Origin of the sequence: Psychrobacillus vulpis (genome assembly GCF_006861825.1) — a bacterium.
GTDB classification, from domain to species: domain Bacteria; phylum Bacillota; class Bacilli; order Bacillales_A; family Planococcaceae; genus Psychrobacillus; species Psychrobacillus vulpis.
In genome coordinates this window covers 20,486-42,484 of the sequence record NZ_VDGI01000011.1, presented here as the reverse complement: position 1 = coordinate 42,484, position 21,999 = coordinate 20,486, and the positions used below count along the sequence as shown (strand labels likewise).

Genomic DNA, 21,999 nt, shown 5'->3' with positions numbered 1-21,999 from the left:
GGGGTATAGATAAAGATGAAAAAAAGTATGAAGAAATTTGCTTTTATTCTTTTTGGTGCAATTCTTCTTTTAGCTGCATGTGGAGGGGAAAGTGGTTCGAGCTCGTCTTCTGAATCGAAAGAAGGAACAACTGCCAATGAAGAAACAAAGAAATTTAAAATTGGAGTTACACAAATAGTAGAGCACCCATCTTTAAATGCAGCATTTGATGGTTTTAAAAAAGCAATAGAAGATGCTGGAATTGAAGCAGATTATCAGGTAGAAAATGCTCAGAATGATAATAGCGCAAATACAACGATCGGAAATAACTTGGTTAGCTCTGGAGTAGATTTGATTTTTGCTAACTCTACGCCAAGTGCCCAAGCAGTTGCAAGTATTACAAAAGATATTCCGATAATATTTACTTCTGTAACAGATGCGGTTAGTGCAGAATTAGTGCAATCAATGGAAAGTCCCGGAGGAAATGTAACTGGAACAGTGGATACTCAACCAGATGCAATTCCAAGTACGATTAAATTCCTTAAGGAGGAATTAGGTGCTACAAAGGTAGGTATGGTATTCAATGCAGGAGAACAAAATTCACGTGCTCAAGTTGATGCGGTAAAAGAACAGATGAGTGCAGTCGGATTAACAGTTATAGAAGCTTCCGTTTCTACTTCAGCTGAGGTGAAACAAGCTACTGAATCTTTAATTGGTAAAGTAGATTCATTGTATATTATTACAGATAACACAGTAGTTTCTGCTCTTGAATCGGTTATTTCTGTTGCTAATGACAATAAATTACCTATGATGGTAGGGGAGTTTGACTCTGTAAAACGTGGTGGATTAGCTGCTTACGGATTTGAATATTATGACATTGGTTACGAAGCTGGCCAAATGGCTGCCAAAATATTAAAAGGTGAAAGCACACCTGCTGATCTCCCAGTTCAATATCCTCAGAATTTAAGATTTGTGTTAAATAAAAAGATAGCAGATACAATTGGTATCGAAATAAAAGAAGAATGGAAAGCAGAATTAGTTGAATAGATAAGGAGATGATTCTAATATGTTTACAGCTATTTTTGGCTCTGTTGAGCAGGGAATCATCTATGCAATTATGGCACTCGGAGTGTATCTAACATTTCGAGTGTTAGATTTTCCAGATTTAACAGTAGACGGAAGTTTTGTTACAGGGGCTGCTACTGCAGCTACTATGATTGTTCTAGGTTATCATCCAGCAATAGCAACGCTAGTAGCAATTGCTGCTGGATTTATTGCAGGATGTATAACCGGTATACTGCATACAAAAGGAAAAATAAATCCTTTGCTTTCTGGGATTTTAATGATGATCGCTTTATATTCCATTAACTTACGAATAATGGGATTAACAGCTGATAATTCAATAGGGCGTCCAAATATACCACTATTAAATGCCGAGACATTATTCAGTAAATTTTATACGTGGTGGGGAAGCCTAGGCATAGATGAAGCTATTAATAACTTTCTGAAAAGTATAGGTGTCCAGTTCGTTCCTTCTACATGGGGAACAATTTTTCTAGTTGCCATTATAGTAATAATGATAAAATTCATAGTCGATTGGTTCTTAAAAACGGAAATCGGCCTTGCAATTCGTGCAACTGGAGATAACAAAAAAATGATTCGCAGTTTCTCAGCAAACACGGATAATTTAGTTATTATAGGACTAGGAATTTCAAATGCACTTGTAGCATTTTCTGGTGCTTTAATAGCTCAATATGCAAAATTTGCTGATATAGGAATGGGAATAGGTATGATTGTGATAGGACTCGCTTCTGTTATTATTGGAGAAGCAATTTTTGGTACGAAAACAATTGTACGAACGACAATAGCTGTTATCGCAGGTGCAATTATTTATCGTATTGTTCTCGCACTTGCTCTTCGTGTAGATTTGCTTGATACAGGGGATATGAAGTTAATTACTGCTGCAATCGTTATTATTGCACTGATTTTACCTCAATACTTTGACAAACGTCGAGAAAAGAGCAGGAAAGCGAAGCGTCATGCCGAACGAAGTGTTGCTATCAAGAAAAAGATAAAGCAGGAGGCGAATGATCTTGCTTAACTTAAAATCTATTAATAAAATCTTTAATGAAGCAACAGCAGATGAGAAAATAGCATTGGACCAAATAAATCTCGAACTGAAGGCTGGGGACTTTGTCACAGTAATTGGAAGTAATGGGGCAGGAAAATCTACAATGATGAATATGATTTCAGGTGCTTTAACCCCTGATTTCGGAAGTATTGAAATAGATGGGAAAGATGTTACTAGATTGCCAGAATATAAACGATCGCATTTTATTGGACGAGTTTTTCAGGATCCGATGGCTGGTACAGCTCCCTCAATGACAATAGAAGAAAATCTTGCCCTAGCATTTTCAAGAAACAAAAGTAGAGGTTTAAAAATTGGTGTAGATAAAAAGAGGAAAGACTACTTTAAAACATCATTAGAAATGCTCCACTTAAATTTAGAAAATCGTTTGAATGCAAAAGTGGGGATGCTATCCGGGGGTGAAAGGCAAGCACTTTCTCTACTTATGGCTACTTTTACACAGCCTTCTATTTTACTTTTAGATGAACATACTGCTGCGCTAGATCCATCCCGTGCGGAGTTAATAACGAAATTAACCAAACAGCTTGTTGAAAAGGATCAATTAACAACATTAATGGTAACGCATAATATGCAGCAAGCATTAGATCTTGGGAACCGATTAATTATGATGGATAAAGGGCAAATCATCTTAGAAGTAGGAGAAGAAGAGAAAAAGGATTTATCGATTGCGAAGCTTATGGAAGAATTCCAACGTATTCGTGGTGAAAAACTTACAAGTGACCGTGCGTTGCTATCTGTATAATATGCTGGGAGAGTCTTACAAAGATTCTTCCGGCATTTTTAGTTCGGGAGAAAATCGTAAAGAATTGGACAATCAATCTTGATAGTTGGACAATAACCAATGAAGTTTGGACAATAAACCATGATAGTTGGACAATAACCGATGAAGTTGGACAATCTTCATGAAAAGTTGGACAATCCACATTAAAACTTGGACAATAAGTTGCTGGGAACTACCCATTCAAGGGTTGTTATTTAAAGTGTGAATTCGCTTAATTATTTGAGAAAACAGTAAAGGACAGCATATTTGCTGTCCTTTTCATGTTTTATGCTAATGCTGCCTCGATGTTGCCCCAAGGAATATCCATAGCATCTGCAAGCCCTTTACCATATGCAGGGTCTGCTTTGTAGCAATGAATAATGTGACGAACTTTAATATATTCTTCAACACCGTTCATATTACGAGCGGTATTTTCAAACAATACTTGTTGTTGCTCTGGGCTCATTAGATTGAATAGCTTACCAGGTTGTTCAAAGTAATTATCATCATCTTCACGGAAATCCCATTGTGTAGCTGCACCATGAATTGCTAACGCTGGTTCTTTGAATTCAGGTTGTGATTTCCATTGACCGTAGCTATTTGGTTCATAATGTAGTGTTCCACCTTTGTTACCATCAACACGCATTGCACCATCTCTATGGAAAGAGTGAACTGGGCACTTCGGTTGGTTAACTGGAATTTGATGATGGTTTACACCTAAACGGTATCGTTGAGCATCACCGTATGAGAATAAGCGACCTTGAAGCATTTTGTCAGGTGAGAAACTAATACCAGGTACAACGTTAGCTGGTGTAAAAGCAGCTTGCTCTACTTCAGCAAAATAGTTTTCTGGATTACGGTTAAGTTCGAATTCTCCAACCTCGATTAACGGGAAATCTTTTTTATACCAAACCTTTGTTAAATCGAAAGGATTGTATGGCATATTGTTAGCTTGTTCTTCCGTCATAACTTGAATATACATTTTCCATTTCGGGAAGTTTCCTTGATCGATGCTTTCTAAAAGATCACGTTGGTGACTTTCACGGTCTTTACCAACAACAAGCTCTGCTTCTTGATCTGTTAAGTTTTTAATAGGTTGCTGTGAGCGAAGGTGGAATTTAACCCATACACGTTCATTGTCAGCATTAATCATACTAAATGTATGACTTCCAAAACCATGCATATTTCTGTATGTTTCCGGAATCCCACGGTCACTCATTACAATAGTCACTTGGTGGAGTGCTTCGGGTAATGAAGTCCAGAAATCCCAGTTGTTATTAGCGCTTCGCATATTCGTACGTGGGTCACGTTTTACTGCATGGTTTAAATCTGGGAAATTAAGTGGATCACGGAAAAAGAAAACCGGCGTGTTGTTACCTACAAGATCCCAGTTACCTTGCTCAGTATAAAATCTCATAGAGAATCCACGAATATCTCGTTCAGCATCCGCTGCTCCACGTTCACCAGCAACTGTAGAGAAACGAACAAACATTTCCGTTTCTTTACCAATTTCAGAGAAGATAGCGGCTTTTGTATATTGAGTAATATCATGTGTAACAGTAAATTTTCCATAAGCAGCAGAGCCTTTTGCATGCATTCGGCGTTCAGGAATTACTTCTCTATCAAAATGAGCTAATTTTTCTAATAACCAAACATCTTGTAAAAGTAATGGACCTCTTGAACCAGCCGACATTGAGTTTTGGTTATCAACTACTGGTGCACCTGCTGCAGTCGTTAATTTGTTTTTATCATTTTCAGACATTAATAATTCCTCCTACATTAGAATATTTATAATTCAATAATGATTATATCAAAGAGAATTATAATATGCTAGAAATGTACTTATATTTATTAGGAAAAAAATAAATGCCCAGCACATAAACAATCAAGATTGTCTCTATGACAGGCATCAGTTCACTTTTTGTTAAATTAATAATTCAAATAGGGTACTAACTTTATTTACTTCTTTATCCGAAAATCCATTCTCAGTCATAAGAGAAATAAGTACTTTATAATCAGATCTATTTTTCAATTCAATTCCTACAAGTGCAGGACCACTTTCTTTATTGTTGTATACTCAAATGTTGTAATATCATCGTATGGCCAGACACCAAGACGGTAAATCGTCACAAGTCCTCACTTCGATCGTTATTTAAATATTTGGCGATCGAATCAGAATTAGAGAATGGTAAGCCATATAGAGGGGTTCAATATTACTCATAAATACATCTCTAATGACGGAAAAACAGCTATGGTGTTAGACGATGTAAATCAAATTTTAGGATATATCGATCTTGACAGGCGAACTGTAGTCTTGGAAACAATAATCTATTGCCTATTTCAACAGAACAATTTCGAGAGCTCGAGGAATTCTGTTGCGATAGGAATGAATAAAGCAATAATGACCGCTTGATTTATAGTGGTTATTATTGCTTTTTATTATGAAATGAGTAGGGGTAACTACAAATACTCAATTTTTATTATTGATGAACTAGGAATTAATTCTCCCTTACCATCAAAGGTTGAATTACAACCATCATATAATTTTAGATTATTGTGTTTGTGGTAGAGGAAATTAACTACAGTCCCTAGGTCAAGCACTTCTGAGAATGGTGATTCAAACTTCACAATACATGGAGCGGTAGCATTTTTATATGCTTCTAATAAATTGAAATCGTATTTTTCCTGAAAAGGATTACAAATGTCTCTTATAATTTCTGGTACACCCAAGTAATTATGATTACCGAGATCCTCAAAATGAAATGCTGCTTCACGGATTAGCATTGCATATGGACCCCAAAGATCTTTATATTTTAATTTATGTCGGTATAGAAAAGCAGAATCGATTGAAGAATTTGATTCTAATAATTGTCTAAAGTCACTCCACTCACCTTTTGAAATGAATCCATTTTGTAGCGAGAATAATAGATCCCATATGTAGTCCAAATTCTCACCAAATGGCAATAAACCATCTTCAAATTGAGTAGAAGGAATAGTACGTGTTAGATGAAACCAACAAGTTTTATCCCATTCAAATGAAGAATACTTGCTCATTTCGGTTATTTTGTCCAAGAATAGTTTATATGCAAGTTCATGATAATTGGGATTAGATTCATAAAATTCATCTAAATCGAATTGATTGAACATTTTAAGAAATTCATGCTTATTTATGCCGGATATTTCTCTTAATGATTGAAACATTGTATCATCGTTTCCACAATCTAAAACTTTCATATTCTCCTCCTAATATTCATTAGTTATTTACCAAATATAACATATAAAGAAGAGAGTGAAGCTATGTGGTTTTCACTCTCTTCTTTCATAAAACTTTCTATATTGTATTTTCTAGTAAATCGTTCAATTGATCGTCTAATTTGTCTAGATTAAAATATTCTTTATATTTATTTTCGTATACCCAATCACTGATTATGTCTTTTGCAATTACTTTAACACAGCCTTCAGAACATGCTCTTTCTCCTTTTGCGTCAATTCTTTGACCTGGATAAATACTGAAGTATTCCACGCCAGATATACTTGATAATTTTGCGGAGCAGTTACCACATGTGAATCCCTATACTTTATCAGGGTTAAATTTCTTTCTAGAAATACCTATTTCATCAAGTGGAAGAAGAAACTTACCATTTTCTTCAGGATCATTTTGAAAACTAGTGCTCATAAGTGCTAATTTATTGCTAGTTTTTATGTATTCGTCTAGGCCGTCTAACTTACTTGTTTTTAATAATTCGTAAGCAATAAATTCTAAATCTTTTGGAGGCAACGTCGTAAAATTATTATTTAACATTAAATACTCATTGCCATCGTCATTAGTTAGCAGAGAAAATGTAAAACTTTTATATTGACTATCAAGGAATAATCGTAAATCAGAAGGTACGAATTCAGGGGTATTCTCTAAAGCATGTTCTTTAATACAACTAGGGCAAACATAAATATATTGTTTAGTAGTGTCAGCATAAGACTCAGGTACTTCGATAATTTTTATATCTTTACTAAATCTACGACAATATGCACAACTTTTTGAACTCATTTCATTAATCCTCCTTTTAAACATTTACACGAGTACGGTTTTCATTCATCGAAATAAAACCAATTGATTTCTCCAATAAAGCCTCTCTAAGAAGCCATATTGAAAAAAAGGAATCTTATACAAATATTGTAGACGAGTGTCTGGAGTAATCCTAGCTCTTTTTTGGCATATATATATTCTTGAACATAGAAAGGTATATTTGATGTATGTTTTTTAATCAAATATGTGCACCAACAAGCAAACGAAAAAAGCCCGTTTTAGAGAGAAAAGATTAGTTTTCCCCCTGAAACGAGCATGCAGTGTTATGTTAATTTTCCTGCAAATACTAATTTAGTATGACTATAAATGATAATTGTAACAACAATTAATAGTATTAATTGTTTTATAATAGGCATCAAATCGGAAAAAACCAAAAAGATTAATCCCAACGTAGTGAAGGCTTCAATTAGTGTTATTTTTGTCTTCATATTTCCCTGAATTAGCTTATTCTTAAACAATAAAAGCAATCCACCAATAAACAACAAAATCAACCAAAGGAAATATAAATCTGGATTTAATGTATATCCCAATAAAGGGAAGTACAACATTACATATGTCCATTTTGAAAGTTTAAGTAATTTTTGAGCGTTTTTATCCAATTGTTTTTCGAACCTCCATTCTCGAAAGCCTTACCACGTACCTTGTGCGTAATTAGGGAATGCTCCATTCCAAGTGATTCCAATGTAAACGCCTTTCTTTAGAACTACTGCTTGTGTAATAAGGTAGCATAAGTTAACTAACGTAGCAGTTCCAATAATAGTTAAAACAAGGGAAATAGTTGTTGCGACAGGCCCACCCAATAGAAATACAACACTATTAAGAGCTGCTGCTAATGCAACAGGTCCTGTAGAAGCGGCAACAAAAAAGTACATTTTTACTTCATCAAGAGTAAAATAAACCTTCCAGTCTTTTACTTGAGCCATCGGACTGACAGTATCCCCTGGGAATTCCTTGGTAATATCAGTAATACCGCCTTCTACAGGAGTTGGAAGTGATACAAAATCATCACTAATTAATCCCTTTGTTAATCCTTTAGCATTTGCATCATCCATTATAGCATTCAAAAGTTTAAGAAACTCATCACTTACATTATACTTGCCCATTAAGTAATTGACATCATCATTTAGTAGGATCATATTTCCAACACTGTCAGTAGAGAGTTCACCCATAATTCCACTAGTTGTAAATTCCTATAAAAAGTTTTCAGTACGAACGTCAAGTGCTAGTGCAAGTCCATCATTCGGCTGTGTCAAACCTTCCTTAGTTAGTAACCCATTCGCATAAGAAGGTGATACGAAAGCAAAAGCAAATGCCAAAACCATTGTTAATCCCATAATTAATAACTTTTTCAATTTAAATCCCCCATTCTTATTTTTAGTAACTAGTATGAAAAACGAACCTAAATACAACTACCAATAGTGAGAAACTAAATATCAACAAATAACTGTATCAATTCCACCATTCAATCCCACCTTTCTCCAATATAATCCAACCTTTCACCATTAATGTTAAAGGAAAAATGAGATTACATGACAAAATATTCCACATGGAATAAAAGATTGGAGAGATAGGGATGTATTTAGGGAAAGATTTCAAAAAGATTCGAAATAATAGAACAGCCAAACGGAGGTAACGAGCAATATTTTAAATTTGAAACTGGAATAAGGGATATAGATGCGAGCATCTATCTTCAGTTGCTTCACACTACTGTTGGAAGAGCTGCTTATGAAGTATTTCTACAATTAGAATTTATGCTTAAAGAAGAAAATGATATAAAAAGGAAGGCATTATCTTACTACAGTACATGGTTATATGAAGAGGTTACATTTATTAATAAGGAATTAAAAAATAAAAAACCTATGTTGTCTAAGGAAGTGTTACTGAAAAAATTGGAAGATAATAATAGATTACTAAATAATGAATTTAAGAGTTTTCAAGAGGAAATATTTCGAACTAAGAAAAAATTGAGGATAAATCACCCACCTAAATGGTACTCATTATTTGATGGTCCAGATAATTTGAAAAAGTTAGCAAAACAAACTTCTTTAAAAGAGGCTCATTCTGTACTCTATACCGGAATGTCAGCAGAAGCTCATGGTCTTAAATCAATCACAGACATATCTAAATCTAATAAGCATTTAGATCCGATTAGGACATCAGATTTTGCTTTAAGTTTAATACTTTTAGAGAGAAATTTTATCATCACTATAACTATAAAAATTATTATGAAATATTTACCGAGTGAATATGAAGATTTTAAACATTTTGCGTTTACTATTTTCGAAGTTGAATAGAACAAATATTCGTAATAATTGTATTATACTCTCTTCAAGGTGAATATCGGGTATCCCCCCACCTTATAGAATTATATTCTGATATAGATTGGAGGAAATACTGATGGCTATAACTAAGCAGCATGAATATTACGAGAACCGATTAGAACTACTCCAGAAGGAAATGCCGAATTTCGTAATAAAATATGTAGATCATAAATTCGATATTCTCTCCCCCCTCCCACTCTTCAATTATGTAAGAGATTATAAAGAGTTTTTTCTTTGGTTAATTACTGAAGGTATTGTGGAGTGTAAATCACCTAAAGATATTGAACCTGAAGCATTAAGATAGTACTGGTGACTATCTATATCAAATTGACAAAGAACATTCTAATATTACCGTATACAAATACAACGCTGTTATTGATAACATCCCTAATAACTACAACAGGGAAATTACTAGAGAGCAGTTTATTAAATTAGTATTGGATTACTCGGTAAAATACAGAAAGTAATTTATCAAGCACAAAATAAAAATGCCCAGAGCGCGAAACCCGTGCTTTTGGGCTTGTAAGGTAGAGTCAAGAGAGATTAATAGGTTTCCATTTAGCGTACTATCCTATAATTTCAATTGAGTATAATGTATGAATTCTGTTTGAATACGTTCCCAGTATTCTACATCATTATAGAGGAACAATAACTGCTTTGCCTTTTCTAAAAAGACTGCTGGATCTTTGTTCCCAAGATGGAAATGGCATATTGCTATTCTTGAAAAATGAAGTGCTAATATAGGATAGTTCATTTTTCTTTGATGTTGTAGTGATTCCTCAATAATAGAAAGGGACTTGGAATAATCTTTATTCTTAATTAATAGCAATGACAAATTAATGAGCAACGCAAATTTTAGTATGTTAGCATCACGAAAATCTGTATATTTACTTAGCCTGTCTAATACATTTCGAGTGAATTCAATTGCAGTGTTGACAGGAAACAAAAATAAAATAGTATTGATTAAACGAATATCATTCAAATACCATTGATCATATTTGGAAATACGCTGCCAAATAGGCATAATGATATTTTTAGCTATGTTAATATCCATAGTTTGATGTAATTGTATAAAGGCATCACAAATCAAATGAATTTCCTTAAGCTCTATATCTTCTTGAACTTCTAAATAGGCTCCTATTCGTTTTCCTAACACATTTATCTCTTTAATGTTATAACGCTCAGTTGAATTGGCGATGGCAGGAGAAGTAAAGGCAATTGCAACAACTCCTATCAATAAAGAATCATTAAAAGCAGCGAAAGTTCCATACATCGGACATACAGAGATGTTAGAAGATTTAGGTGGAACTCCAGATCCGTTAACAATGTTCCAAGTAAACGGTATGCGAATTTTCTTCCTGACTCGACACGTATCAGTAGCTACAGCTATTAATCAAATGACGAAAGAACGTGTTCATGATTATTTAATTCGTTGCGACAAAGCTTTACAACGAATCGTAAACTAGCTGTTGCTGGTCTAAACCCACATGCTGGGGAAGGCGGTCTATTTGGGAATGAAGAAGTGGAAGAAATTAAACCAGGAGTTGAATTAGCGAAAGCTTCTGGAATCGATGCATACGGTCCAGTTCCAGCGGATTCAGTATTCTTCCAAGCATTAAATGGAAAGTACGATGCAGTTCTTTCTTTATACCATGATCAAGGGCACATCGCTGCAAAAATGACAGATTTCCACCGTACAATTTCTATTACAAATGGTTTACCATTCCTTCGTACATCTGTTGATCATGGTACAGCATTCGATATTGCGTGGAAAAATATTGCATCAGAAGTAAGTATGTTTGAGTGCATTAAACTTGCTGCGGAATATGCACCAAAATTCACTCGTGAGTCATTGTAGGTAATTCATAAGAAGGGGAGTACTTGCTTTCCTTCTATTTTTAGAACATAAGATGAAAGGGGTTTCATGGGGATGACATTAGAAATGCAAATGTTAATTGGTCTTGTTATAGGTATTACCGTTCTTATTTTACTTGTGCTAAAAACGAAAATTCATGCATTTTTAGCACTAATCATTGCAGCATCAATTACTGGATTAATCGGAGGTATGGAGCCGCTTAAAGTTGTAAGCTCCATCACAACTGGTTTCGGGAATACTCTGGCATCAATTGGGATCGTTGTTGGTCTTGGAGTTATGATGGGACGTATTTTAGAAGTAACAGGAGCAGCTGAAAAGCTAGCATACTCATTAATCAGATTAGTAGGAAAGAAAAAAGAAGAGTGGGCAATGGCGATTGCGGGTTATATTGTTTCTATTCCAATTTTTGTAGACTCAGCTTTTGTAATATTAAACCCATTAGTAAAATCACTATCTCGAAAAACAGGGAAATCTGTTGTTACACTTGGAATCGCTCTTGCTATTGGTTTGGCAGCGACACATCATGCAGTACCACCAACTCCTGGCTCGTTAGGAGTTGCAGGGATTTTTGGTGTAGATATTGGACAAATGATTTTCTGGGGTCTGATTTTTGCAATTCCAATTATTATTGTTGGTGTGCTTTATGCTCAATGGATAGGTAAAAGAATTTACCAAGTACCTGAAGAGGATGGCGAAGGATTTGTTCGCAAGGAGTCTTCTGAAATGGTCTATAATGACTTTTTAGCAGCTTAAGCAAATAGAGAGAAAGAGTTACCCTCTTTATTTCTTTCACTATTTCCGATTTTATTACCAATTATCTTAATCTTCTTAAATACTACAATATCTGCATTGAAAATTACTGGTGGAGTTTGGGATTATGTATTATTTTTAGGACAACCTATTATTGCGTTAGCACTAGGATTAGTAGCAGCAATTTACGGTTTAGCTAATCGTATGAAACGTGAAGAAGCATTGGAAAGAATGGAAGAAGGAATGACAACAGCTGGTATTATTTTACTAGTGACAGGTGCAGGTGGGGCTTTAGGAACTGTTCTTCGTGACAGTGGAACTGGTGATTATCTTGCAGAAATCATCGCTGGTTTACCTCTACCAGCAGTTTTGGTACCATTCTTTATTGCATCAATCGTTCGATTAATACAAGGTAGTGGGACTGTTGCGATGATTACTGCTGCATCTATTTCAGCACCAATCCTAGCAAACTTAGATGTAAATTTAGCACTTGCAGCTCAAGCAGCTGCATTAGGAGCAATGTTATTCTCTTACTTCAATGATTCGCTATTCTGGGTTGTCAATCGTATGCTTGGGATTAGTAAGTTAAAAGAACAAATTTTAGTTTGGTCAGTTCCAACTACACTAGCTTGGTTCACAGCATTAATAATGATCATCATTGCAAACGCGATTGTAGGTTAATATTTTAGTATAAAGACGAGGAGATTGCTTGATAGAGCAATCTCTTTTTTTCACTTATTTTATATGTTGAGCATTGTACAAGCATAATGATTTATTCTAATGGTATACTAAAAAACGTGATAAAAGTTAAGAATTTTTCTTATCTTTGTATTAATTACATAACTAAAAGAAAGAGGAGAATTACAAATGGCAATTAAAGTAACAGCAATCATCGGTAGTAACAGAAAAGAATCTTACAACTTAAAGTTAGTAAAATATATGCAAAAACGTTATGCAGATAAACTAGAAATTGAAATTGCACTTATTAATGATGTAGAAATGTTCAGCGCAGATATTGAAGAAAATCCTCCAAAAGGCGCAATGGACTTTAAAATGAAAGTGAGTGAAGCAGAAGCCGTATTGTTCGCAGTTCCTGAATATAACTTTTCGATTCCAGGAGCATTGAAAAATGCAATTGACTGGATGTCACGTAGCGGTCACGATTTAAAAGACAAACCAACATTTATAGTAGGTTCTTCTATGGGTGTATTAGGTAGCGTTCGTGCTCAAATGCATCTAAGAGAAATTATTTCAAATCCGACATTACAACCAAAATTACTTCCAAATAACGAAGTATATATTGGTGCGATTCATACGAAATTAAACGAGCAAAACGAAATTACGGACGAAGGAACAGTCGCTTTCCTAGATTCAGTAGTAGGAAATTTTGTTGAATTCTATAACAAAGTAAAATAATTAGAGTCAAAACACAGAAACAAACATGAAAGACGTGAAACTCACGTTTTCATGTTTGTTTTATTTTTGGTGCCTGGCACCTGTAATAATTTTGTAATATATTAGTTGTAATTCTGAAAAATTTATAGATTGTTTCATTTTTTTTAGTGTATAGTGGAGTCAGAGAATTGGATAAGTTTTGAAAGGAAGTAGTGTCATTGAGTAGGTTATTCACGAAATCGACTGCTGCACTGTTAGTTTTGGTTTTTGTATGGGGTGCTAGTTGGCCGATTTATAAATCTGCAATACCATACACGCCACCACTCTTATTTGCAGGTATGCGAGCAACAATTGGTGGCCTACTACTAGCAATTATACTGATGAAAAGAAGAAAAATGATTAACTGGCGTGAAAATTGGAGCTTATATTGTATTTCTGCTCTATTTAATACAGTACTATTTTTTGGTTTACAAACTGTTGGCCTAATATATTTACCTGGAGGATTGTTTTCGATTCTTGTCTATTTTCAACCTGTGTTACTCGGATTGTTTGCCTGGATCTGGTTATCGGAATTGATAAGTCCTGTGAAAATAGTTGGTTTAATGATCGGGTTTATTGGTATTGTCGTTGTAAGTATAGATGGTTTAAACTTCCATGTATCTGTTGTTGGAGTAATTCTAGGTTTACTCACTGCTGTATTTTGGGCGATTGGAGTAGTTTACGTTAAAAGAGTAAGTCATAGAGTAGATGCATATTGGATGGTTTCTCTACAGTGTATTTTAGGTGGGACACTGTTATTAGGCACAGGCTCGCTTTTTGAAAGTTGGTCTGACATTAAGTGGAATATGATATATGTTTTTGGACTAACGTATGGTTCAACATTTGGAATTCCTTTATCTTACATTATTTACTACAAACTAATTAATAAAGGAGAAGCAAGTAAAGTTGGTTCATTTACTTTTTTAGTACCTGTTATTGCCGTTTTTATAGGTGCTGTATTTTTACATGAACCTATTACTAATTTGCTAATTCTCGGATTACTACTAGTTGGTTTAAGTATTTTTCTTGTCAATTATCGAGGAAAGCAGAGCTATTTATCTACATAAAACTTAATAATAACTAGACTAAGGAGAATATATGAAAAATAAAACAGTCGTTCGTTCTATGGATATATTAAATTTATTTATTGACCATTCTGCATTGACATTCCAAGAAATTATTGATTTATCTCATATTCCTAAAACCTCAGTTTATAGAATGTTAATATCATTAGAGGAAATGGGTTTTGTAGAAAAAGGAAAGGATTCTAAATATCGTTTAGGACTATTATTTCTAACTTATGGAAACCTTGTTTCTTCGAGGCTTGATATTCGGCAAATCGCTTATCCAATTATGCTTGATTTACATGAGGAGTTAAAAGAAGCGATTAACTTAATTGTGAAACAAGGCGATGAAGCGATCTATATTGAAAAAGTTGATAGTTATCAAAAAGTTCGTTTATATACTGCGGTGGGAAGAAGAAGCCCATTATATGCAGGAGCTTGCTCTCGCATCATACTATCTTTTTTACAAGATGAAGAAATTGAATCCTATTTAAGCAATGTTGAATTAAACTCTTTCGCCATGGGAACGATAATAGATAAAGAAATATTGTTTGAGAGTATTCAAAATGCTAGAAAAAATGGCTATACAATTAGTAATTCGGAGTTAGAAAATCATACATCAGCAATTGCAGCGCCTATTTTTAATCATAGAGGAGAAGTTATTGCAGGTATTAGTATTGCTGGAATTGAAGCAAACTATCAAAATGAAAAAGTGGATATTTTTGCAAAAAAAGTGATTGATGCTGCAAATGAGATTTCCGAAAAACTAGGCTATCTAATATAAGTAAAATCCTCTATTCCAAAAGAGAATAGAGGATTTTTTATTGACTAATGAAACACTTTATAGTGAATCGCAGTTTTTATTTTATTTATAAGTTGCTCGTTTTTAATTAAGAGTTTTTCTGCTTCTTCCTGTGTGACTTCCTTGAAACGAATCGTTGCCGTTGGTTGGAGCTGTGCCAAACTCGATAAGTCAGCGGTAATTACTTGTCCAATTTTAGGATAGCCGCCAGTAGTTTGTCTATCTGCCATTAGTATAATAGGTTGACCATTAGAAGGAATCTGTATTGTTCCAAATGTAACACCTTCGGATAGAAGCTCGAAATTTTCTGATAGAGAAATTGGAGGACCTTCTAACCGATATCCCATGCGGTCTGATTGAACGGTAAGTGAATAAGGTTCTTCCCAAAATATTTGTTGACTTTCTTTATTAAAACGATGAAATTCTGTACCTTTTAGTACACGAATGACTTGATGTTGATTGAAATTAATAAGTTCGTTGCAATTAATCGACCAGGAGAAATTATTTTTAGTTAATTGTTGAACCAGCTTCTTACTTAGATAATTTCCTTCTCCAACTAGAAGGACATCTCCTTTTTGCAAAGCTCTTCCTTCAAAACCACCGATTTTTGCTCGAAGATACGTACTTTTGCTACCCAGAATTTCCGAAGCATTAATTCCTCCCGCGAAAGCAACATATGCTCTACTTCCTCTAATGGCAGAATTGAATTTTAAGATAGAATCTTTCTTAATAAGCACAGGGCGCCACAAAGGAGCAACCACTCCATCAACAGTCGCAAGAAAATCACCACCAGTAATTGCGATTAACGTATCTTCCTCAAATTGTAAGGTAGTCCCGAATAAAGTAATTTCAAGTGTTGCTTCATTTTCCATATTACCGACTAAAAGGTTTGCAAGCCGCAATGAATAACTATCCATTGCTCCACTAACAATCACCCCATACTGTTGAGAACCGAATCTCCCGATGTCTTGAATTGTTGTTAGCAGACCCGAATGTAGCACTTTTACACTCATTGTTTCATCTCCTTATAATCTGAATAATCATTTGGAGAAATAGGCACAAATCGAATTTTATCCCCAGATTGTAGTAAAGTCGGAGGGGACATATGCGGAAGAAACAAATTAAGTGGCGTTCTTCCGATAATTTGCCATCCACCAGGAGTTTCAAATGGATAAATTCCGGTTTGTTTACCAGCAATTCCTACTGATCCGGGTTTTATGGATAATCTTGGTGTTTCTTTACGAGGTGTTGCAATTCGTTCATCCATTCCGCCCATAAATGGAAATCCTGGAGCAAAACCAAGCATATAAACTAAACATTCACTCTCTGAATGAATTCGAATGACTTCTTCTTGTGTCATATTATGGTATTGTGCAACATTTTCTAAATCCGGACCGAATTCTCCTCCATAGCAAACGGGTATGGAGACAAGCCTTGGACCTTCGTTTATATTGATTTTAATTTGTTGTACTAAATGTTTCATATGCGCACATACTTTTTCAAAAGCAGTTAGTGTACCTTTTTGTGAATTATATACAATATACGGATTGTAAAATACCGTTATATTATTGTAAGCAGGAACGAGTTCAATGAACCCTTCAAATGGATTATTTGTTAATAATTCTGAAAGATTTTTAACTCTTTCATGAATTATCGGATCTATTCCTTCTCCGAGCTGTACGATTAATGCAGAATCTCCCAATGGTTTCATGATGGTCTCTATCTGTTGATTGGGCACAAAAACAGCTCCTTTAGTTTCGAAATATGGTACTAGAGTTCCTAAAAATGAATTTATAGTAATAATTATAATTGTCTAAAAACAAATTACAAGTCAAAATCTCACTATTCCTTAAAAATAAAAGTCCTAAAATAATATCTATTCAGAAAAATCTAATTGTGCTAAACTTGGTTTAAGTTTCAAAACTACAGTTCCTTATTTCGGAACTTTGTATTTTTTTACAGAACTATTTTACTTTACTTTTGGAGGGGATAAGAATGTTTCGAGCAGATTTAAATTGTGACCTTGGGGAAAGTTTTGGGCGATATCAACTCGGAGAACAAAAGGAAATATTAAAATATATTACTTCTGCTAATATTGCATGTGGATTTCATGCTGGAGATCCTAGCGTAATGCGAGAAACTGTAAAGTTAGCAATTGAGCATGGCGTCAAAATAGGTGCACATCCTGGTTTACCAGATTTAAATGGATTTGGTCGAAGAGAAATGAAAATCACTCCTCAAGAAGGATACGACATCGTTGTTTACCAAATCGGTGCTTTAAATGGATTTTTGGCGACTTTTGGAGAGGAAATGCAACATGTTAAACCACATGGCGCATTGTATAATATGGCAGCAAAAGATTCTGAGCTCGCACATGCAATAGCCCAAGCTGTTTATGACGTTTCACCTTCATTAGTATTGTTTGGTTTAGCAAGTAGTGAACTAACAACTGCTGGTGAGAGCATTGGTTTACGAACAGCTCATGAAGTATTTGCAGATCGTACTTATCAGTCAGATGGATCATTAACTTCTCGTCAACAAAGTGATGCACTTATTACAGATACGAACAAATCCGTAGCGCAAGTAGTGAGGATGGTAACAGAAGGAAAAGTAATTTCTCAACAAAATACAGAAGTAATGATAAAAGCAGATACAATTTGCATTCATGGGGATGGAGATCACGCTGTATCTTTCGCAAAATATATTAAAGAAACTTTGGAGAGCAACAGTATTGTAGTTTCCGCAGTGTTCTAATAAGGGGAGATGTTTGTATGGGAGAGCAAAAAATAGAAAAAGCAGGTACTAAAAAGAAAGTTGGTAAAAGCGTCCTACTTGGTGCAGCATTTTTAATGGCAACATCATCTATAGGCCCAGGGTTTTTAACGCAAACAACTGTATTCACTCAGCAATTAGCTGCTAGCTTTGGATTTGTTATATTAATTTCTTTGTTACTAGATGTTTTTGCACAAGTGAATGTGTGGAGAATCATCGCAGTTTCAGGATTACGTGGACAAGAGATTGCAAACAAAGTATTACCGGGACTTGGAGTAATCTTAGCTATACTTATTGTAATGGGTGGACTAGCATTTAATATAGGGAACGTTGCCGGAGCAGGATTAGGCTTAAATGCGATGCTTGGAATAGATCCAATTACCGGTGCTATTATAAGTGCGGCATTCGCCATCTTTATATTTGTTGTAAAAGAAGCTGGGAAAGCTATGGATAAAGTTGCCCAAATTGCAGGCTTTGTCATGATTATTTTAATGGTATATGTTGCTTTTACTACGTCACCACCAGTTGGGGAAGCGGTTATCAATACATTTGCACCATCTGAAATAAGTATATTTGCTATCGTAACACTTGTAGGTGGAACAGTAGGTGGATATATTACTTTTGCTGGAGGCCACCGTCTTTTAGATGCAGGAGTCAAAGGTGTGGAATCGTTACCTGATGTTACAAAGAGTTCTGTAACTGGAATTGCAGTAACAGGGATTATGCGAATTGCATTATTTTTAGCTGTACTTGGGGTTGTGAGTCAAGGATTAGCAATTGATCCAGCAAATCCACCGGCTTCCGTATTTAAACTAGCAGCAGGCGAAGTTGGTTATAGAATGTTTGGTGTTATCATGTGGGCTGCTGCCATCACATCCGTAGTAGGAGCTGCTTATACTTCAGTATCATTTATTCGTTCATTCCATCCTATGATTGAAAAATATCATAACTGGGTTATTATTGTATTTATTTTAATATCAACAATAACATTTGCTTTAGTTGGACGACCTGTAAATATTCTACTTCTTGTAGGTGCGTTGAATGCATTAATCTTACCTTTAGCACTTGGAACAATGTTAGTAGGAGCATATAAGAAGGATATTGTAGGAGATTATAAGCATCCGATTTGGTTAACTATTACTGGTGGACTAGTTGTTGTTATTATGGGAGTGTTAGGAATCATGACGCTAATTGAACAAATTCCATTGCTTTTTAAATAGTAAGGAGTGAAGAGATGAGTAATTATGAGATAACGGCTCCAAGTGATTTGCGTAAACTAATAAGTGCTGGCCATATCACAGGTCCGACAGCAGGTATGGCAAAAGGGTATACCCAGGCAAATTTAGCAATATTGAAGAAAGAATACGCATTTGACTTTTTACTTTTTTGTCAACGAAATCCAAAATCTTGCCCTTTAATAGATGTAACTGAAGTAGGTTCATATATTCCAAGCTTAATTGCAAAAGATGCAGATATTCGAACGGATATTCCTAAGTACCGAATATATAAAGATGGTGTATTTACTGATGAAGTGACGGATATTATTGAATATTGGGAAGAAGATATGGTAGCGTTTCTTATTGGCTGTAGTTTCACATTCGAAACGCCATTACTGGAAGCAGGAATTCCAATTAGACATATCGAAGAAAACTGTAATGTACCAATGTATAAAACAAATATAACATGTGAAAAAGCTGGAATATTCGAAGGTCCGACTGTGGTAAGCATGCGTCCGATGTCTCATGAGGATGCGATTCGAGCAATACAAATTACTTCTCGTTTTCCTGGAGTGCACGGTGCTCCAATTCATATTGGAGAGCCAAGTCAGATTGGTATTAAGGATATCGCTAAGCCTGACTTTGGTGAATCCGTGACGATTAAAGAAGGAGAAATTCCAGTATTTTGGGCTTGTGGAGTCACACCGCAAGCAGTTGCAATGCAAAGTAAACCTTCTATTATGATTACTCATGCTCCAGGGTGTATGTTTATCAGTGATTTAAAAGACGAAAAACTAAGTGTTCTATAAATAATTATATTATATAGAAGAAATCCAAAAAGACAGGGATCCGTGATTTTCACGATCCATGTTTTTTTGTTAAAGTACTAATAAGTTTCTTTCTAATAAATATTCTATCAATAGTTCCTAATAGAAATTAGCGCTTTGGCATTCGCTTTCCGTGGGTGACTGCCGAGCTTCCTCCTGAGCTTCGAGGAGTTCGTGAAAAAGTCCCTATAATACAATTTGTCACATAGAGTTGTCTTGACGAGCCGTTTCAACGATTTTCTTATGAATTGGGCTATTACACAAACCTACCTGGCAAAATCAGCAAAATGTTGTCTCAAAAACTAATAAAAGTAGAGGGAATCCAATAGTTCACACTCTACTTATTAGTTTCTAGAAAATCGTTGAAAAAGGCGACACTCCTGCGGGAATAGTGTTAGCCGAAGACCCCGCAGCGAAGCGAGGAGGCTAAGGCAACGCCCGGGGAAAGGGAGCCGTTTTAACGATCTTCTTATGAATTGGGCTATTAGATAAACCTATCTGGCAAAATCAGCAAAATGTTGTCTCAAAACTAATAAAAGTAGAGGGAATCCAACAATCCACACTCTACTTTTTAATTTCTAGAAAATCGTTGAAAAAGGCGACACTCCTGCGGGAATAGCGTTAGCCGAAGACCCCGCAGCGAAGCAAGGACTCTAAGGCAACGTCCGCGTAAAGGGATCCGTTTCAACGATTTTCTTATGAATTGGGGCTATTAGACAAACCCATCTGGCAAAATCAGCAAAATGTTGTCTCAAAAACTAATAAAAGTAGAGGGAATCCAACAATCCACACTCTACTTTTTAATTTCTAGAAAATCGTTGAAAAAGGCGACACTCCTGCGGGAATAGCGTTAGCCGAAGACCCCGCAGCGAAGCGAGGAGGCTAAGGCAACGTCCGCGGAAAGGGAGCCGTTTCAACGATTTTCTTTATTATTGATTTATTGTATTTGAATAAGGTGTCTTAGAGGGTTGTAATATAACTAATTGCTTTATCAAATGCTACTTTTTGAATTCATCACGACCAAGTACCTCAACGATTGTCTACGCTTTTATCACTGATATTGACCCAGTAGTGCGAAGAAACGGATGACAAATTGATGAAACACCTTTTCAGAAGGCGATAGCTGACGGGTCGCTGGACTTATAATACCAACAGTTCTACGAATAATTGGAGATTCAATTGGTATTTTTACTGTAAATCTTGGTGTCGAATCGTAAAAAGTACTTTCAGGTAATAGACTTACACCGATTCCTGCAGCAACTAAACCTTTAATAGCATCCATATCTTCTCCTTCTGATGAAATTTTCGGAGTAAATCCTACCGAATTACATGATTCTACGGCTATTTTATTAAGAATATATCCTTCTGGGAACAAAACGAAATCCTCATTCCTCAAATCAATAAGTGGCAGCTTCTCTCGTTTGGCAAGCGGATGATTGTATGGTAAAAGTACTGAAAAATTTTCTGTAAATAATATTGTGGTGTCAATCGATCCATCTTTAGGAGGAAGTGGTCCTAAAAAGGCTAAATTTAGTTCTCTATATTTGACGGCTTCAATCAAATAATTGTATGATCCTTGACGTAAATGAAAGGCTACATTTGGATATTCTTTTTTAAATGCAGATATGACAGTTGGTAATAAGTGACCAGCTAAACTAGTTGGAAATCCGATTTTGATCGTTCCTTTATCCGGGTCTAAGTACTCGTCAATTTGCTTTTTTGCATGATCGATTGCTTGTAACGCAGAGTTGCTATGTTCTAAAAAAATCTTACCAATCGGTGTTAGCTTCACATTTCTTCCAACTCGTTCAAACAATTCAACTCCAAGTTCATCTTCTAAATTTGCTATTTGTCTACTTACAGCTGATTGAGCAACATGTAAATGAATAGCTGCTTCAGAAATATGTTCTCGTTCTGCTACTTCGATAAAGTACCTCAACTGGCGTATTTCCATTGTCTCCTCC

The 21,999-nt window shown here is 35.2% G+C and carries 22 protein-coding genes and 2 pseudogenes; 13 read left to right on the top strand and 11 right to left on the bottom strand.

Annotated elements, in window-relative coordinates:
• Positions 1 to 15 precede the first annotated feature (15 nt).
• Genes FG384_RS10900 through FG384_RS10890 form a run of 3 tightly spaced genes read left to right on the top strand, consistent with a single transcriptional unit; the run spans position 16 to position 2,870 of the window.
• Positions 16 to 1,026, top strand: a complete 1,011-nt coding sequence (locus tag FG384_RS10900; protein ID WP_142642628.1) for an ABC transporter substrate-binding protein — start codon at positions 16 to 18, stop codon at positions 1,024 to 1,026.
• 19 nt (positions 1,027 to 1,045) lie between these two features.
• Entirely contained in the window at positions 1,046 to 2,080 is a 1,035-nt protein-coding gene (locus FG384_RS10895) for an ABC transporter permease (protein WP_142642627.1), read from the top strand.
• Entirely contained in the window at positions 2,073 to 2,870 is a 798-nt protein-coding gene (locus tag FG384_RS10890) for an ABC transporter ATP-binding protein (protein ID WP_142642626.1), read from the top strand. The genes FG384_RS10895 and FG384_RS10890 overlap by 8 nt, the downstream gene beginning before the upstream one ends.
• A gap of 304 nt (positions 2,871 to 3,174) precedes the next feature.
• Here FG384_RS10890 and FG384_RS10885 read toward each other — a convergent pair whose 3' ends face one another.
• The 7 genes from FG384_RS10885 to FG384_RS19800 form a co-directional block, all read right to left on the bottom strand.
• On the bottom strand, positions 3,175 to 4,650 hold the full coding sequence (locus tag FG384_RS10885; RefSeq protein WP_142642625.1) for a catalase: 1,476 nt from the start codon (positions 4,648 to 4,650) through the stop codon (positions 3,175 to 3,177).
• Positions 4,651 to 5,348: 698 nt separating this feature from the next.
• Entirely contained in the window at positions 5,349 to 6,122 is a 774-nt protein-coding gene (locus FG384_RS10875; protein ID WP_142642624.1) for a hypothetical protein, read from the bottom strand.
• A 97-nt stretch (positions 6,123 to 6,219) separates the two neighbouring features.
• The gene (locus FG384_RS10870; RefSeq protein ID WP_142642623.1) at positions 6,220 to 6,411 is read right to left on the bottom strand and encodes a hypothetical protein; all 192 of its coding nucleotides are present in this window, start codon (positions 6,409 to 6,411) and stop codon (positions 6,220 to 6,222) included.
• Positions 6,412 to 6,459: 48 nt separating this feature from the next.
• On the bottom strand, positions 6,460 to 6,933 hold the full coding sequence (locus FG384_RS10865; protein WP_142642622.1) for a hypothetical protein: 474 nt from the start codon (positions 6,931 to 6,933) through the stop codon (positions 6,460 to 6,462).
• Positions 6,934 to 7,235: 302 nt separating this feature from the next.
• A complete protein-coding gene (locus FG384_RS10860) occupies positions 7,236 to 7,571 on the bottom strand; it encodes a hypothetical protein (RefSeq protein ID WP_142642621.1) in 336 nt (111 codons plus the stop codon).
• A 30-nt stretch (positions 7,572 to 7,601) separates the two neighbouring features.
• The gene (locus FG384_RS10855) at positions 7,602 to 8,108 is read right to left on the bottom strand and encodes a hypothetical protein (protein ID WP_142642620.1); all 507 of its coding nucleotides are present in this window, start codon (positions 8,106 to 8,108) and stop codon (positions 7,602 to 7,604) included.
• A gap of 54 nt (positions 8,109 to 8,162) precedes the next feature.
• On the bottom strand, positions 8,163 to 8,324 hold the full coding sequence (locus tag FG384_RS19800) for a hypothetical protein (protein ID WP_166462428.1): 162 nt from the start codon (positions 8,322 to 8,324) through the stop codon (positions 8,163 to 8,165).
• Positions 8,325 to 8,666: 342 nt separating this feature from the next.
• Here FG384_RS19800 and FG384_RS10850 point away from each other — a divergent pair, with 342 nt between their 5' ends.
• Complete coding sequence (locus FG384_RS10850) at positions 8,667 to 9,266, top strand: DUF5677 domain-containing protein (protein ID WP_142642619.1); 600 nt, start codon at positions 8,667 to 8,669, stop codon at positions 9,264 to 9,266.
• Positions 9,267 to 9,369: 103 nt separating this feature from the next.
• The gene (locus tag FG384_RS10845) at positions 9,370 to 9,597 is read left to right on the top strand and encodes a hypothetical protein (RefSeq protein ID WP_240793401.1); all 228 of its coding nucleotides are present in this window, start codon (positions 9,370 to 9,372) and stop codon (positions 9,595 to 9,597) included.
• A 267-nt stretch (positions 9,598 to 9,864) separates the two neighbouring features.
• On the opposite strand, the gene FG384_RS10840 is transcribed toward FG384_RS10845, so the two are convergent.
• Positions 9,865 to 10,449: an Rgg family transcriptional regulator gene (locus tag FG384_RS10840; protein WP_142642618.1), complete on the bottom strand. Its 585-nt coding sequence runs from the start codon at positions 10,447 to 10,449 to the stop codon at positions 9,865 to 9,867.
• A 25-nt stretch (positions 10,450 to 10,474) separates the two neighbouring features.
• Between FG384_RS10840 and FG384_RS10835 the strand changes: the two are divergent.
• The 5 genes and pseudogenes from FG384_RS10835 to FG384_RS10815 all read left to right on the top strand — a co-directional run.
• Positions 10,475 to 11,151: pseudogene (locus FG384_RS10835) on the top strand (4-hydroxythreonine-4-phosphate dehydrogenase PdxA); the annotation flags it as partial.
• Between the two features lie 72 nt (positions 11,152 to 11,223).
• Positions 11,224 to 12,600, top strand: a pseudogene (locus FG384_RS10830) (GntP family permease).
• A gap of 186 nt (positions 12,601 to 12,786) precedes the next feature.
• A complete protein-coding gene (locus FG384_RS10825; protein WP_205961782.1) occupies positions 12,787 to 13,335 on the top strand; it encodes an NADPH-dependent FMN reductase in 549 nt (182 codons plus the stop codon).
• Between the two features lie 197 nt (positions 13,336 to 13,532).
• On the top strand, positions 13,533 to 14,420 hold the full coding sequence (locus FG384_RS10820) for a DMT family transporter (protein WP_142642617.1): 888 nt from the start codon (positions 13,533 to 13,535) through the stop codon (positions 14,418 to 14,420).
• Positions 14,421 to 14,451: 31 nt separating this feature from the next.
• A complete protein-coding gene (locus FG384_RS10815) occupies positions 14,452 to 15,201 on the top strand; it encodes an IclR family transcriptional regulator (protein WP_142642616.1) in 750 nt (249 codons plus the stop codon).
• 44 nt (positions 15,202 to 15,245) lie between these two features.
• Here the strand turns inward: FG384_RS10815 and FG384_RS10810 are convergent, their stop codons facing one another.
• Both FG384_RS10810 and pxpB read right to left on the bottom strand, forming a co-directional pair.
• Complete coding sequence (locus FG384_RS10810) at positions 15,246 to 16,232, bottom strand: 5-oxoprolinase subunit C family protein (protein ID WP_142642615.1); 987 nt, start codon at positions 16,230 to 16,232, stop codon at positions 15,246 to 15,248.
• Positions 16,229 to 16,930 (bottom strand): 5-oxoprolinase subunit PxpB, encoded by a 702-nt coding sequence (gene pxpB / locus FG384_RS10805; protein WP_205961784.1) that lies wholly within the window; start codon positions 16,928 to 16,930, stop codon positions 16,229 to 16,231. The genes FG384_RS10810 and pxpB overlap by 4 nt, the downstream gene beginning before the upstream one ends.
• 284 nt (positions 16,931 to 17,214) lie before the next feature.
• Here pxpB and FG384_RS10800 point away from each other — a divergent pair, with 284 nt between their 5' ends.
• Genes FG384_RS10800 through FG384_RS10790 form a run of 3 tightly spaced genes read left to right on the top strand, consistent with a single transcriptional unit; the run spans position 17,215 to position 20,017 of the window.
• Positions 17,215 to 17,973, top strand: coding sequence for a LamB/YcsF family protein (locus FG384_RS10800; protein WP_142642613.1), 759 nt, complete (start codon positions 17,215 to 17,217; stop codon positions 17,971 to 17,973).
• 17 nt (positions 17,974 to 17,990) lie between these two features.
• Positions 17,991 to 19,211 (top strand): NRAMP family divalent metal transporter, encoded by a 1,221-nt coding sequence (locus FG384_RS10795; protein WP_142642612.1) that lies wholly within the window; start codon positions 17,991 to 17,993, stop codon positions 19,209 to 19,211.
• Positions 19,212 to 19,225: 14 nt separating this feature from the next.
• On the top strand, positions 19,226 to 20,017 hold the full coding sequence (locus FG384_RS10790; RefSeq protein ID WP_142642611.1) for a putative hydro-lyase: 792 nt from the start codon (positions 19,226 to 19,228) through the stop codon (positions 20,015 to 20,017).
• A gap of 1,069 nt (positions 20,018 to 21,086) precedes the next feature.
• Here FG384_RS10790 and gltC read toward each other — a convergent pair.
• Positions 21,087 to 21,989, bottom strand: a complete 903-nt coding sequence (gltC, locus tag FG384_RS10785) for a glutamate biosynthesis transcriptional regulator GltC (protein WP_142642610.1) — start codon at positions 21,987 to 21,989, stop codon at positions 21,087 to 21,089.
• Positions 21,990 to 21,999: the final 10 nt, after the last annotated feature.